Below are 14,292 nucleotides of genomic sequence, written 5' to 3'. Positions count from 1 at the left end.
CGGGGAATCCTACGGCGCGCAGCGCCCAGGTCCACTGCTAATGGCGCCCCGGGGGGCTACCGGGTCACGTAGTCGTGCGTACCCGCCGCGGTGCGAAGCTGATGACGGCCCCGGCCCACCGAGCGCAGCGTGCCGTTGAGGAACTCCTCGAACTCGGCAAGCTTGTTGTCGACGTAGATGTCGCATTCGCCTCGCAACCGGTCAGCCTCAGCGTGCGCGGTGTCGATGAGTCGGGTCGATTCCGCATGCGCGGCCTGGACCACCTCGTTCTGCGACACCAGTCGCTGCTGTTCCTTGATGCCCTCTTGCACGGCCTTCTCGTAGGAGATGTTGCCGTTCTCGATGAGCCGGTCGCACTCGGTCTTAGCGCGGCTGACGCTGGCCTCGTACTCGCGCTTGGCCGAGGCGGCGATGCGCATCGCCTCTTCGCGCGCTTCGCCCACCATCCGCTCGCTGTGCTGACGGGCTTCGCTGACCATCCGGTCAGCCTGCGCCTTGGCGTCGGAAAGCAGTCGGTCGGCCTCGGCGCGCGCGTGGTTGACCATCGACTCAGATTCGGTGGTCGCCGACGAGACCATCGAATCCGCGTGTGACTTGGCGTCGTGCAGCATGGAGTCGCGCGCGTCCAGCACGTCCTGGGCGTCGTCGAGCTCGCCAGGGATCGCGTCCTTGATGTCGTCGATCAGTTCGAGCACGTCGCCGCGGGGTACGACGCAGCCCGCGGTCATCGGCACGCCACGGGCTTCCTCAACAATGGCGCTCAACTCGTCCAGCGCTTCAAAGACTCGGTACACGGCCAATACCTCCTGGACGACTGGCAAGATCCTCGTTGTTACCAGTGTGCCTGGTGTTACGTCTGTGACAGCGGTGATGACACCGGTGTGTCGGGCTCAATTTTCGCCTGCCTGTCGTGTTCACAGTCTCAATGGCCCGCCGACGCTCAGTACCCACATGGTTTGCCCTCAAGACTATCGCCGCAGCCTGGCCCTAAGCACTCCGTCGACAAGAGACGGCCTGCGCTGTGAGCACTGAGCCTGCCTGCGAAACCACGCTATGCTGACCCGGTGCGCGGCAGTTCGATAAAAGGCAACAAAAGCGAAAATCTCGATAAACCTACGCTGTACATCTTTCCGCATGCCGGCGGTACCGCAAAGGACTACGTCGCGTTTTCGCGTGAGTTTTCCGGCAACTTGTCACGTATTGCGGTCCAGTATCCCGGTCAACGAGATGGCGCCGGACTGCCGCCACTGTCCAGCGTTCCCGGTCTTGCCGACGAGATTTTCGCCATGATGAAGCCGGCAGCCCGTCCCGAAGTTCCGGTCGCCTTCTTCGGACACAGCATGGGCGGAATGCTCGCATTCGAAGTCGCATTGCGTTTTCAATCAGCGGGATACAATGTGCTCGCATTTTTCGTCTCAGCCTGTTCGGCTCCCGGCCATATCCGGTACAAGCAGATCAAAGGGATGTCCGACAACGAGATGTTGAATTTGATCGCCCAGATGACAGGCATGAACCCGGAATTCTTCGACGACGAGGAATTCCTGGTGGGCGTGCTGCCGACGCTGCGGGCGGCGCGTGTGATCGCGGGGTACGAAAGCCCTCCGGAGCAGAAGCTGGCGTGTCCCATCTACGCGTTCATCGGCGATAAGGACTGGATAGCAACTCAGGACGACATGGCGCCGTGGGGCGACCGGACGACGTCCGAGTTCGCGCTTCGCGTGTTTACTGGTGACCACTTCTACCTGAACAACAATCTTCCCGAGCTGGTCGACGACATCGAGACCAGAACCCTGGAATGGGCCGACTGCACTTAGCCAGGTGGCACACGCCGTCGGTGCAGGCGCTCAGCTCGTTTTGGCGGGTACCCGCCTGGCAAAGCTAGCCCACCCTTGCGCCGAGTCGAAGCTTTTGTTCGATTCTCGGCATCACCGGCAGGGCCTGCGCCCGGGCAGCGGACGCGGATCAAACCGAAGCCGGCCGACCACCTTCGCCGGAGGTGTTACTCTCGTCACAACGGGACGCCGGTCCCAGAAATCGGACGGTGTCGGGTTCGAGAACTTGAGACTCTGTTCTCACGTAACCAACATCCGCCACCGATGTATCACATGTCACATCAATCACAGCACCTGGCAGGAGTGAATAAGATTCAGCGCAGATCAGCCAACTGCGCCACCGAGCAACGACCTCTTCGATCGCTGTGGGAAGCGTGTGGATTTTCCGATAATGCCCCCACCCGTACAGTGAGATGATTACCGTTGAACACGCGACTAGTTGTTTGGGGAGCGGAATTAGTCCAGGGGCGATCATCTGGCGGCACACAGTGGTGCTTCGGTGGGGACGAAAGCAGTCGTCGACGCGGACTAGGCATCTCAAGCGTGCCGTTTATCGGCACTAGGCGAACCGCTATGCGGCCCCATTTCGAATCGGGTGAGGCTGCGATAGTGCACAAGGGCAAACTTTCGAACGGGAGTGTACAGCGATGCCGGTGACTGACGGGTCCCTACCCGCTTTGCTGAAACAGCGGGCCGATCAGCAGGCCGATACCGCGGCATACACATTCATCGATTACGGATTGGATCCGAAAGGATTTGCTGAGACGCTGACCTGGTCCCAGGTCTACAGCCGGGCCTGCGTCATCGCCGAGGAACTGAAGCTGTGTGGCGCCCCAGGCGACCGGGTCGCGATCCTCGCCCCGCAAGGATTGGAATACGTCATCGCATTCCTCGGTGCCCTGCAGGCCGGATTCATCGCCGTACCGCTGTCGACGCCGCAGTACGGCATCCACGACGACCGCGTTTCCGCGGTGCTGCGGGACTCCAAACCGGTCGCCATTCTCACGACGTCGTCCGTGGTGAATGATGTGTCGAAATATGCGCGGGCACAAAACGGCCAGGCCGCTCCCTTCATTATCGAAGTCGATCTGCTCGACCTGGACTCGCCACGCGAGTCGTCGCGCGTCCCGCGACTGTCCAGCGGAGCCGCCTATCTTCAGTACACCTCGGGTTCCACGCGGACACCGGCCGGTGTCATTGTGTCGCATAAAAATGTCATCGCGAATGTGACCCAGAGCCTGTACGGATATTTTGGCGACCTGGCAAAGATCCCCAACGGAACCGTGGTTTCGTGGTTACCGCTATTTCACGACATGGGCCTGATTCTGGGAATCTGCGCACCGATGGTCGCCGAACGCAGTGCCGTACTGCTGAGCCCCATGGCATTCCTGCGCCGCCCGGCCTGCTGGATGCAACTGCTTGCCAGTAACCCTTCGCCCTTTTCCGCAGCGCCGAATTTCGCTTTCGAATTGGCCGTGCGCCGAACATCCGACGAAGACATGGCCGGTCTCGACCTGAGCGACGTCGTCGGCATCGTCAGCGGCAGCGAACGAATCCATGTGGCGACCGTAAAGCGCTTCACCGAGCGATTCGCCAAATACCACCTCAGCCCCACCGCGGTCCGGCCGTCCTACGGCCTCGCCGAGGCCACGCTGTACGTGGCGGCGCCCGAACCCGGAACCGCGCCGACAACCGTGCGGTTCGACTACGAACACCTGTCCGCCGGTCAGGCCAAACGCTGTGGCTCCGAAGGGTCGGTCGGCACCGAACTGATCAGCTACGGCTGCCCCGACCCGGCTGCGGTGCGGATCGTCAACCCGGACACCATGGTCGAGAACATGTCCGGTGACGTCGGTGAGATCTGGGTGCACGGCGAACATGTGGCCCTGGGGTACTGGCAGAAGCCCGAGCAGACCAACCGCATCTTCAATGCCCATATCGTCGACGCGGCTCCGGGCACGCCGGAAGGACCGTGGCTGCGCACCGGGGATCTGGGTGTCCTGTCCGAGGGCGAGCTGTTCATCATGGGCCGCATCAAGGACCTGCTCATCGTCGACGGCCGCAACCACTACCCCGATGACATCGAGGCGACGATCCAGGAGATCACCGGCGGCAGGGTCGCCGCGATCTCGGTGGCCGACGACATCACCGAGCAGTTGGTGGCCATCATCGAGCTGAAACGCCGCGGCGCGTCGGCAGAAGACGCGATGCTCAAGCTGCGATCGGTCAAGCGGGAGGTCACCTCGGCGATTTCGCGCTCACACAGCCTGCGGGTCGCCGACCTGGTGCTCGTGTCGCCCGGCTCCATTCCCATCACCACCAGCGGCAAGATCCGGCGTTCCGCCTGCGTCGAGCGGTATCGGAGCGACGGGTTCAAGCGGCTGGACGTGACCGTATGACGGCAAGCATCAGTGGCGAGGCCGACCTGCGCCACTGGCTGGTCGACTATCTGGTGACCAACATCGGGTGCCGGCCCGACGAGGTCGACCCGAATCTGTCCCTGGCTGACCTCGGCGTGAGTTCCCGCGACGCGGTAGTGCTATCCGGTGAACTCACCGAACTGCTGGGCAGGACAGTCTCCCCCATCGACTTCTGGGAGCACCCGACCATCAACGATCTAGCCGCGTACCTCACCGCCCCCGAACCAGAACCCGAAGCAGGCTCAGGGCTCAACCGTCCGGGCGGCACCTCACTCGACGAGCCGATCGCGGTGATCGGCATCGGATGCCGCTTCCCCGGCGGGATACACGGGCCAGATGCGTTGTGGGACTTCCTTTGTGAACGACGCTCGTCGATCGGCAAGGTCCCCGACAAGCGGTGGGAACTTTTCGACGACGGCTCAGCGGAAGCCAAGGCCGTACTCGCCCGGACCACGCGCTGGGGTTCGTTTCTGCCCGACATCGAGTCGTTCGACGCCGAATTCTTCGAGATCTCGCCCAGCGAGGCCGACAAGATGGATCCGCAGCAGCGGCTGCTGCTCGAAGTGGCGTGGGAAGCGTTGGAGCACGCCGGAATTCCGCCCAGTTCGCTGCGCCGCTCGCAGACCGGGGTGTTCGCCGGATCGTGCCTGAGCGAATACGGAGCCATCGCCGCCACCGACCTTGCGCAGATCGATGGATGGAGCAACACCGGTGGCGCGATGAGCATCATCGCCAACCGCCTGTCGTATTTCCTTGACCTGCGCGGTCCTTCGGTAGCGGTGGACACCGCGTGCTCGTCGTCGCTGGTGGCGATCCACCTGGCCTGTCAGAGCCTTCGCACCCAGGACTCGCAGCTGGCGATAGCGGCCGGGGTGAACCTGTTGTTGTCTCCGGCCGTTTTCCGCGGTTTCGATCAGGTGGGCGCGTTGTCGCCGACAGGTCACTGTCGCGCCTTCGACGCTGCCGCCGACGGGTTCGTCCGCGGCGAGGGCGCCGGGGTGGTGGTGCTCAAGCGGTTGACCGACGCACAACGCGACGGCGACCGGGTGCTGGCCGTCATCTGCGGCTCGGCGGTCAACCAGGACGGCCGGTCCAACGGGTTGATGGCGCCCAACCCGGCCGCGCAGATGGCGGTGCTACGCGCCGCCTACGCCAGTGCCGGCATGCAGCCCACCGAGGTGGACTACGTCGAGGCGCACGGCACCGGAACCCTGCTCGGCGACCCCATCGAGGCCCGCGCTCTGGGCACCGTGCTGGGTCGCGGACGTCCAGTTGACGCGCCGCTGCTGCTGGGCGCCGTCAAGACCAATCTGGGACACACCGAGGCCGCGGCCGGGATCGCCGGTTTCATCAAGACCGTTCTTGCGGTCCAGCGCGGTCAGATCCCGCCGAACCACCGCTTCGAAAGCCCCAACCCGCATATTCCGTTCGCCGATCTGCGAATGAAAGTCGTTGACAACCAGACTGATTGGCCGCAGACCGGACATCCGCGGCGGGCCGGCGTGTCGTCATTCGGGTTCGGCGGAACCAATGCCCACGTGGTGATCGAGCAAGGCCAGGAGATCGCCGGATCGCGTGAGCTGAATCCGGCGCCGGCCGTCTCGACGCTGATCGTGGCCGGCAAGACGCCGCAACGAGTGGCCGCGACTGCCGCGGTGCTGGCCGACTGGATGGAGGGCGCCGGAGCCCAGGTGCCGCTGGCCGACGTTGCCCACACGCTCAACCACCACCGATCACGTCAGGCCAAGTTCGGCACCGTGGTGGCCCGGCGCGGCGCCGAGGGCCGCCAGCACGCCATCGCCGGGCTGCGCGCCCTGGCCGCGGGACAGCTGGCACCCGGGGTGGTCGGCCCCAGGGACGACTCACCTGGTCCCGGCACGGTGTTCGTCTATTCCGGGCGCGGCTCGCAGTGGGCGGGCATGGGTCGCCGGTTGTTGGCCGACGAGCCCGCATTCGCGGCGGCCGTCGACGATCTCGAGCCCGATTTCGTTGCCCAGGGCAGCTTCTCGCTGCGTGAGGTGCTGGCCAACGGCACCGAGTTGGTGGGTATCGAGCAGATTCAGTTGGGTCTGATCGGCATGCAGTTGGCGCTGACGCAGTTGTGGCGTTCCTACGGGGTGGAGCCCGACCTGGTGATCGGGCACTCGATGGGCGAAGTGGCCGCAGCCGTGGTCGCCGGAGCACTGACCCCCGCCGAAGGGCTGCGGGTCACCGCCACCCGGGCCCGCCTGATGGCGCCGCTGTCCGGGCAGGGCGCGATGGCGTTGCTGGAGCTCGACGCCGCGGCCACCGAGGCGCTGATCGCCGACTACCCGCAGGTCACCCTGGGTATCTACAACTCACCGCGCCAGACCGTGATCTCCGGGCCCACCGAGCAGATCGAGGAACTGATCACCCGCGTGCGCGCCCGGGACCGGTTCGCCAGCCGGGTCAACATCGAAGTGGCCCCGCACAATCCGGCCATGGACGCGCTGCAGCCGGCGATGCGCGCCGAACTGGCCGACCTGGCACCGCGCACCCCGACCATCCCGATCATTTCGACCACATACGAAGACCTGGCCAGCACACCGGTTTTCGATGCGGAGCACTGGGCGGTCAACATGCGCAACCCGGTGCGCTTCCAGCAGGCCGTTACCGCAGCGGCCGAGCAGCACCACACGTTCGTGGAGATCAGTGCCCACCCCCTGCTCACCCAGGCCGTCGTCGACACCCTGCATAGCGCGCAGCACGGCACCCGGTACACCAGCATCGGCACGCTGCAACGCGACACCGATGACACCATCACATTCCGTACCAACGTCAACACCATCCACAGCGGCCACCCACCGCACACTCCGCACCCGGCAGAGCCCCACCCCCCGCTGCCCAGCACACCGTGGCAACATTCTCGGCACTGGTTCAACCCCAGACGTGCCGCCAACTCTGTGGTCGCGGCACCGTCGGCGGGCACGTTGCTCGGCCCGCACAGCACGGTCACGGCCGTGTCTGGCGGCCAGCCGTCGCACCTGTGGCAGGCCCGGCTGGCCCCTGATGCCAAGCCGTACCGCGGCCGGCACCGGTTTCACGGCGTCGAGGTGGTGCCGGCGTCAGTCGTCCTGCACACACTGCTCTGCGCGGCAGAACAATTGGGCTACCCGGGGCTGTCGGCAGTGCGATTCGATCAACCGGTCTTCGCCGATCAGCCACGCCTGATCCAAGTGGTGGCCGACGACCAGTCGATCGGCCTGGCCTCGCGCCCGGCCGACAGCACGCACGACCGTTGGACCCACCATGTGACCGCCCAACTATCGGCGGCACCACCGGAACCCGCCGCGCATGTCCCGCACCGGACCCAAAGCCTTATCGAGGTCGAGGACGACATCCCGGACGTGACCGAACAACTCGCGCTGCGCGGCGTGGACGGCCTGCCGTTCAAATGGGCGCTGGACTCCTGGGAGCCGACCCCAGCCGGCCTGCACGCCGCAATTCGACTGCCCGGCGCGCTGCCCGATGGTTCCACCGGGCCGCTGCTGGACGCCGCCGTGATCGTCGGAGCGCTCTCCGACGCCGACGACGCACGCCTCTACGTCCCAGCCACCATCGAGCGGGTGTGGCTGCGGGACAACCACACCGAGCCCCACGGCGCGGTGGTGCTCACCCGCACCGGAGGTGACGGGCAGGGAATCACCGTCGACATCGCCGCCGGAGCACACGGCGCCGCACCGTGGCTGTCGATGCGCTCGCTTCGCTACCGAGCGCTCGACCTCGCCGTCACACCAACCGTCGAGCCGTCGGACGCGCGCGCTTTCGCACACACCCTGGACTGGCAACCGCGCGCCGACGCGACCCCGGCGCTGGGTCCGGGCACCCTCGCGGCCCTCGGTGACCAAGCCTGGGCGCCAATGGACCGCCTGGGGCAGTTCGGCTTCGGGCCGGGCACAGTGGCCGACGCGCGGTATGTGCTGTATGTCACGGAGTCCCAGCCCGCCGACGGAAGCGACGTCGACTTCGCGGTCCGGGTGTGCGCGGAGATCAGCGCCGCCGTCCGTACCCTCGCCCAGCGGACGGACTCCGTCACTTTGTGGATCATCACCCGCGGCGTACACGAGGCGGCGAACCCGTCGGCGTTGCGCCAGAGTCTGCTGTGGGGTCTGGCCGGCGTGATCGCCGCTGAGCACCCCGAAATATGGGGCGGCCTGCTCGATCTCGCCGATTCAGCTGCTCCCGAAGACTCCGCACAGCGGCTTGCCGACCTGATCCAGCACCCAAGCAGATCGGTCCTGATGCTGCGTGACGGCGTCGTGCTCACGCCGGCGTTGGCGGCGTTGCGCGGTGAACCGGTGCGCAGGCCGATCGCCTGCAGACCCGATGCGGCCTACCTGATCACCGGTGGCATGGGCGCCCTGGGCCTGCTGATGGCGGGCTGGCTGGCCGAACGTGGCGCCCGACGGTTGGTGCTGACCGGGCGGACCGCGTTGCCGCCGAGACGGGACTGGGAAATCGACACCCTGGACGCGGGACTGCGGCGCAAGATCGACGCCATACGCGCGCTGGAAATGCGTGGCGTCGCAGTCGAAGCCGTCGCCGTCGATATCGGCTGCCGCGAGCAGCTGCAGGCGCTGCTGGATCGGCGGGACGCCGACGGTGCTACACCCATTCGCGGCGTCATACACGCGGCCGGCGTCACCAACGACCAGTTGGTGACCAACCTGACCGATGACGCCGTGCGTGACGTGGTGTGGTCCAAGATCGGCGGCAGCCAGGTGCTGCACCAGGCGTTCCCGCCGGGCAGCGTCGACTTCTTCTTCCTGACCTCCTCGGCCGCAACGGTATTCGGCGTCCCGGGCCAGGGCTCCTACGCCGCCGCCAACTCCTACCTGGACGCCTTGGCGCGCTCGCGGCACCAGCAGGGCTGCCACACCATGAGCCTGGACTGGGTGGCCTGGCGTGGTCTCGGGTTCGCCGCGGACAACCGCATCGTCAGCGACGAACTGGCCCGACTGGGCTCACGCGACATCACGCCCGAGGAGGCGTTCACCGCGTGGGAGCACGTCGACGGCTACGACGTCGCGCAGGCGGTGGTGCTGCCGGTGCCGGCGACCGCGGACGGATCGGCCATCGAGGACAGCTACCTCATCCCGGTTCGGGACTGGTCGGCGCTGTCGGCCTCGGAGGTGCGCGACGAGTTCGAGAACGGCCTGCGCGGCATCATCGCGCGCGAGCTCCGGCTGCCCGAGACCGACCTGGACAGCCACCGGCCGTTCGCCGAACTAGGACTCAATTCGCTGATGGCGATGGCGATCCGGCGGGAGGCCGAGCAGTTCGTCGGCATGGAACTGTCGGCGACCATGCTGTTCAATCACCCGACCGTAGCGGCGCTGGCGGCCTATCTGGCCAATCGGGTTGCGCCCGAGGACGATTCGACCGAAGACGAGATGGCCGCGCTGTCCGCATCGGCCGGCAGCGTGCTCGACAGCCTCTTTGACCGCATCGAGTCGACGTCGTCCGAGGCCGAAAGGCATTCGTGATGCGCACGGCCTTCAGCCGGATCTCCGGTATGAGCGCGCAACAACGCGCCGCCCTGTCGGGCGAATTCGAGAAGATCTCGCGCATCGTGGTGGCCGAGCCGATCGCGGTGGTCGGGATCGGCTGCCGGTTTCCCGGCGGTGTCACCGGACCGGAAAGCTTCTGGGACCTGCTGGTGGAGGGCCGCAACGCGATCTCAACGGTGCCCGCCGACCGCTGGGACGCCGAGGCGTTCTACGACCCCGACCCGTTGACACCGGGCCATATGACCACGAAGTGGGGCGGGTTCGTCCCCGACATCGCCGGGTTCGACGCCGAGTTCTTCGGCATCACACCGCGCGAAGCCGCGGCAATGGACCCCCAGCAGCGAATGCTGCTCGAGGTGGCCTGGGAGGCTCTCGAACACGCCGGCATACCGACGGATTCGCTGTCCGGCACCCGCGCCGGCGTCATGATGGGCGTGTACTTCAACGAGTACCAGTCCATGCTGGCCGCCGATCCCGACACGGTGGACGCCTACACCGGAACCGGAAATGCGCACAGCATCACCGTGGGCCGCATCTCGTACCTGTTGGGGCTGCGCGGCCCCGCGGTGGCGGTCGACACCGCGTGCTCGTCATCGCTGGTGGCGGTGCACCTGGCGTGTCAGAGCCTGCGGATGCGGGAAACCGATCTGGCACTGGCGGGCGGCGTCAGCGTGACGCTACGCCCGGAGACCCAGATTGCCATTTCCGCCTGGGGCCTGTTGTCCCCCCGGGGCCGCTGCGCCAGCTTCGACGCTGCCGCTGATGGTTTCGTGCGCGGCGAGGGTGCCGGGGTGGTGGTGCTCAAGCGGTTGACCGATGCGGTGCGCGACGGTGACCGGGTCTTGGCGGTGGTACGAGGTTCGGCGGTCAACCAGGACGGCCGCTCCAACGGTGTCACGGCGCCGAACACCGCCGCGCAGTGCGATGTGATCGCCGACGCGCTGCGTTCCGGCGATGTGGCGCCCGAAAGCGTCAACTACGTCGAGGCGCACGGGACCGGAACGGTGCTCGGTGACCCGATCGAATTCGAAGCGCTGGCCGCGACGTACGGCCTGGTCAAGGGGCCGAGCGCCGGCTCGTGCGCGCTGGGCGCCGTCAAGACCAACCTCGGTCACCTGGAGGCGGCGGCCGGGATCGCCGGCTTCATCAAGGCCGCGCTGGCCGTCCAACGTGGCCAGATCCCGCCGAATCTGCATTTCTCGCAGTGGAACCCGGCGATCGACGCGGCCGCGACCAGATTCGTCGTGCCCACCGAGAACATCGTGTGGCCCGGCGCTGACGGCCCGCGCCGGGCGGCGGTGTCCTCGTTCGGGTTGGGCGGCACCAACGCACACGTCGTCATCGAGCAGGGCCCCGACCCGGTGCCGGCAGCCGGGTCGGACACGGGGGTGTCGACGCTGGTGGTGTCGGGCAAGACGCCGCAGCGGGTGGCCGCGACGGCCGCGGCACTGGCCGACTGGCTGCAGGGTGCGGGCGCCGATACACCGCTGCCCGGTGTCGCGCACACCGTCAACCACCATCGCACCAGGCACAGCAAGGCGGCCACCGTGGTGGCCCGTGACCACGGTCAGGCCCTGACCGCGCTACGCGCCCTGGCCAACGGGGAGCACGCCCCCAATCTCGTTGAGCACCAGGAAACTTCGGGACCGGGCATTGTCTTCGTGTACTCCGGGCGTGGGTCGCAGTGGGCCGGCATGGGCCGCCGATTGCTCGCCGAGGAGCCGGCTTTCGCCGCCGCCGTGGACGAGTTGGAGCCGCTGTTCGCACCGCAGGCGGGCTTCTCGCTGCGCGACGTGCTGGCGAGCGGCCGCGCGCTGGTCGGCATCGAACAGATTCAACTGGGCCTAATTGGCATGCAACTCGCGTTGACGCAACTGTGGCGTTCCTACGGCGTGCAGCCAGACCTGGTGATCGGGCATTCGATGGGCGAGGTGGCCGCCGCGGTGGTGGCCGGCGCGCTCACGCCCGCGGAGGGACTCCGGGTCACCGCCACCCGGTCGCGCCTGATGGCGCCGCTGTCCGGGCAGGGCGGGATGGCCATGCTGGGGCTCGACGCGCCGGCCACCGAGGCGTTGATCGCCGACTATCCCCAGGTGACGCTGGGCATCTACAACTCACCGCGCCAGACCGTCATCTCCGGGCCGACCGCGCAGATCGACGAACTGATCGCCACGGTGCGTGCCCAGAACCGCTTCGCCGGCCGGGTGAATATCGAAGTGGCGCCGCACAATCCGGCGATGGACGCGCTGCAACCGGCGATGCGCGCGGAGCTGGCCGGCCTCGCGCCGCGCACCCCGGCGATCCCGATTGTCTCGACCACCTACGAAAGCCTGGACAGCACACCGGCATTCGATGCCGAGCACTGGGCGACCAACATGCGCAACCCGGTCCGATTCCAGCAGGCCGTCACCGCTGCCGCAGCCCGGCACCACACCTTTATCGAGATCAGCGCGCACCCACTGCTCACCCAGGCCATCTCCGAAACGCTCGCGGAACCGGGTTATCGCACCGTCGGCACCTTGGCGCGCGACACCGATGACACCCTCACGTTCCGCACCAATCTCTGCGCGGTGCGGGCACCTGAGCTCCCGCACCCGCCCGAGCCGCACCCGGCCGTGCCTACCACGCCGTGGCAGCACACCCATCACTGGATCGACCTGGACATCGAAATGGGCCGTGTGCGCCCAGAGCGCTCACGCCGCAACCCCATTCGACACCAGGGGCCCGGGAACACCGTCGCGGACTGGAGTTACCAGCTGGACTGGCCGGTACGCCCGGCACCCGCGGCGGAGGTCGCCTGCGGCGCCTCCTGGCTGGTGGCAGCCGAACCCGCCCTGACCGCCGCCATGGTCGCCGCCACCGACTGCCCGGTGACGACGCTGCCCGAAGGCGCCCACGACCTACCCGACGCCCTGAGCGGTGTGGACAACGTGCTCTACGCACCTCCGGTAGCCGGTGAACTCCTGGATATCCCAGCGGCTTACCGGATCTTCGACCAAGCGCGCGGTCTGGCCGCCTCGATGGCCGCGACCGGTTCGGCGCCGAAGTTGTTCATCATGACCCGCAACGCACAACCGGTCGCCGCGGGCGATCGGGCCAATCCCGGCCACGCGCTGCTGTGGGGCCTGGGCCGCTCACTGGCCCTCGAACATCCGGAGATCTGGGGCGGGCTGATCGACGTCGACGACACGATGCCCGCCGAGCTTGCCGCACAGTGCGTGCTCGTGGCCGCCGAGCTCGCAGACGGCGAGGACCAGGTGGTGTACCGGTCGGCGAATCGCCATGTGCCCCGGCTGCACTGGCGACCGCAGGACGCAGGCGCTCCGGAGGCGCAGCTGAGCGGCGACACCTGCCAGTTGGTCGTCGGCGCGACCGGCAACATCGGGCCACACCTGATCCGTCAGCTCGCCCGGATGGGCGCCTCGACGATCGTCGCGGTGGCCCGCAAGCCCGGCGCGCTGCAGGCGCTGGCCGACGAACTGCGCACGGCCGGAACCGATCTCGTCGAAGTGGCCGCCGACGCCACCGACCCCGAGGCGATGGGCGCGCTGTTCGACCGGTTCGGAACCGACCTCCCGCCGCTCGAGGGGATCTACCTGGCCGCATTCGCCGGTGGCCCGGTGCTGCTGAGCGAGATGTCCGACGACGACGTGGCGGCCATGTTCCGCCCCAAGCTGGACGCCGCCGCGTTGCTGCACCGTCTGTCGCTGCGGCAACTGACCGACGATCCGGTCCGGCACTTCGTGTTGTTCTCCTCGGTGTCCGGTCTGCTCGGTTCCCGCTGGCTCGCCCATTACACCGCCACCAGCACGTTCCTGGACGCCTTCGCCTACGCGCGGCGCACCATGGGGCTGCCCGCCACGGTCGTCGACTGGGGATTGTGGAAATCCCTGGCCGACGCGCAGCGGGACGCCAGCCAGGTCAGCGCCGAATCGGGCCTGCACCCCATGGACGACGAGACCGCCATCGGGGCGCTGCCCACCGTGCTGGGTTCCGGCGCCGCGGTGCGCACCGCGATCGTCGCCGCCGACTGGCCGCTGCTGGCAGCGGCGTTCCGCACCCGCGGATCCCTGCGCATCGTCGATGACCTGCTGCCGGCGTCGGAGGACGCCAGGCTGCCGGAAAGCGAATTCCGTAAGGCGCTGCGGGCCGCCGACCCGCACCGACGCCACGATATGCTGCTCGACCAGGTCGGCGCGCTGGCCGCGACGGTGATGGGCATGCCGGCCACCGAGACGCTCGATCCGGCCACCGGTTTCTTCCAGCTCGGCATGGACTCGTTGATGAGCGTGACGCTGCAGCGAGCCCTGTCCGACAGCCTCGGTGAATTCCTGCCCGCATCGGTGGTTTTCGACTACCCCACGGTGTACGGGCTCACCGATTACCTGGCCACCGTGCTGCCCGAGTTCGCCGGGTTGGCGTCGGCGGCCGAAGAGCCACCAGACACCTACGACGACCTTAGTGAAGACGAGTTGCTACAACAACTTTCGGAGAGGCTGAGCTGACCGC

The 14,292-nt window shown here is 67.2% G+C and carries 5 protein-coding genes; 4 read left to right on the top strand and 1 reads right to left on the bottom strand.

The window, feature by feature from the left end:
• Nucleotides 1–56: 56 nt before the first annotated feature.
• Nucleotides 57–794 (bottom strand): cell division protein SepIVA, encoded by a 738-nt coding sequence (gene sepIVA / locus JX552_RS10110; RefSeq protein ID WP_205877196.1) that lies wholly within the window; start codon nucleotides 792–794, stop codon nucleotides 57–59.
• Nucleotides 795–1,028: 234 nt separating this feature from the next.
• On the opposite strand from sepIVA, the gene JX552_RS10105 reads away from it, so the two are divergent.
• The 4 genes from JX552_RS10105 to JX552_RS10090 all read left to right on the top strand — a co-directional run bounded on the left by JX552_RS10105 (nucleotide 1,029) and on the right by JX552_RS10090 (nucleotide 14,288).
• A complete protein-coding gene (locus JX552_RS10105) occupies nucleotides 1,029–1,814 on the top strand; it encodes a thioesterase II family protein (RefSeq protein WP_205878354.1) in 786 nt (261 codons plus the stop codon).
• Nucleotides 1,815–2,479: 665 nt separating this feature from the next.
• Nucleotides 2,480–4,231, top strand: coding sequence for a long-chain-fatty-acid--AMP ligase FAAL26/FadD26 (gene fadD26, locus JX552_RS10100; protein WP_205877195.1), 1,752 nt, complete (start codon nucleotides 2,480–2,482; stop codon nucleotides 4,229–4,231).
• Entirely contained in the window at nucleotides 4,228–9,759 is a 5,532-nt protein-coding gene (locus JX552_RS10095) for a type I polyketide synthase (protein ID WP_205877194.1), read from the top strand. The genes fadD26 and JX552_RS10095 overlap by 4 nt, the downstream gene beginning before the upstream one ends.
• On the top strand, nucleotides 9,756–14,288 hold the full coding sequence (locus JX552_RS10090; protein ID WP_205877193.1) for a type I polyketide synthase: 4,533 nt from the start codon (nucleotides 9,756–9,758) through the stop codon (nucleotides 14,286–14,288). Before JX552_RS10095 ends, JX552_RS10090 begins: the two co-directional genes overlap by 4 nt.
• Nucleotides 14,289–14,292: the final 4 nt, after the last annotated feature.

It is taken from the genome of Mycobacterium gordonae (assembly GCF_017086405.1).
In the GTDB taxonomy this organism is placed as follows: Bacteria; Actinomycetota; Actinomycetes; order Mycobacteriales; family Mycobacteriaceae; genus Mycobacterium; species Mycobacterium gordonae_D.
The sequence above is the reverse complement of the archived record's forward strand: the minus strand, read 5'-3'. Positions and strand labels throughout refer to the sequence as shown.